General features: G+C 37.8%; 1 protein-coding gene. It reads left to right on the top strand.

What is annotated here, in order from left to right:
- Positions 1-243: 243 nt before the first annotated feature.
- Positions 244-1,473: an IS110 family transposase gene (locus tag BFJ97_RS23225; protein WP_068986942.1), complete on the top strand. Its 1,230-nt coding sequence runs from the start codon at positions 244-246 to the stop codon at positions 1,471-1,473.
- Positions 1,474-1,512 lie beyond the last annotated feature (39 nt).

Raw genomic sequence — 1,512 nt, 5'->3', positions numbered from 1 at the left:
AAACATACTAAGATTAGTAGTACAAACCAAGGCCATGGTTTGTGCTACTATTTTATTTAGTAGAAGTGAAGAAAAGTCGACCAGCCTCTGGGATCATATAGAATCCGTATCATAAACTGGCTAACTTCGCACCCTTATATGAATCAGTTTAGTATGTTGGGTCCAAGAGATCGTGTATAAGAAAATGGAATCGATAAGGTCATGTGAAGACTTCTATAATTGGCTATAAAGGAGAACATCTATATGAAACATGTCATCGCATTTGATGTCAGTAAAGGGAAAAGTACCATCGTCATTTATAATGAAGATAGACAATGTGAATTTGAAGGGGAATTACATCACACGCGTTTCGATTTTGAACAGCTTCATCGACGTATTGAGAAAATAACAGCTCTTGATGGACAACCTCCTGAAATTGTATTTGAAGCTACAGGGGTCTATTCAAAACCTGTAGAAGAGTTTCTACGTGATCATGGCTACACATACTACCGTATGAACCCGCTTGAAGCGAGCCTACAAATGGCTTCCATGCGGCGTCATAAAACCGACAGTAGTGATGCGCACGAATTAGCGAAAACGCACTTTAAAGTAGAACGTGAAACGACATACGTACAGGATACATATTATGAACAGATGCGTGCGATTACACGTTATTATGATGAAGTTGATAAAGAAATCATTCTTTTACGTAGTCGAATGCATGCAATTTTACATGGTACATTTCCTGAATTAGAACAGCTCATCACACCAAGTTCAGCGTTGTTTTTAAATTTCGTGCAGCTATATCCACATCCAGCACTTTTATTGGCGCATTCAAAAACAATCATTAAAAACCGTTTAAAAAGTAATACTCGTAAGAAGCTATCCTTAGAACGTGCGGAGAAAAAAGCAATTGTATTATTAGAAGCTGCGGAAAACTCGTATCCGTCCATTAAGCCAACGGATATTCGTTGTATTCAAGTACGCGATTATGCACGACGTATTGCGGATTTGATGGAAACGAAAGACAAGCTTGTCAAGCAGATGGTGACAATGTCTGAGGATAAAAAAGAATATAAAGTGTTACTCTCTATTCCAGGCATTGGAGATACAACAGCTTGCCGATTGATTGGTGAGTTAGGCGATATTCGTCGTTTTCAAAATGCCAAACAAATAAATGCCTATGCGGGTATTGATATTATGCGCTATCAATCTGGCAATACACAATATCGTGATCGTATAAATAAGCGTGGGAATAAGAAGCTACGGAAGATTTTATATTTTATGGTTTGTACAATGTTAATGGCAAAAGGAAAAGGAGAAGAAAATCACTTTGTGGACTACTATTACAAATTAAAAACGCAACCTCAGAAAAAGCATCATGAGGTCGCGATTGTGGCGTGTATGAATAAGTTCTTGAAAGTTGCATTTCACCTTATTACACACGGCATATTGTACGATTATGAGTCCGCACTACCAGCTCTGAAATCGTAACCAAGTTTATATTTACTATAACACACCGACCTTTCGAAA

This window comes from Lysinibacillus xylanilyticus (genome assembly GCF_001708185.1).
GTDB lineage: Bacteria > Bacillota > Bacilli > Bacillales_A > Planococcaceae > Lysinibacillus > Lysinibacillus xylanilyticus_A.
This window is presented reverse-complemented; position numbering and strand designations above follow the sequence as displayed.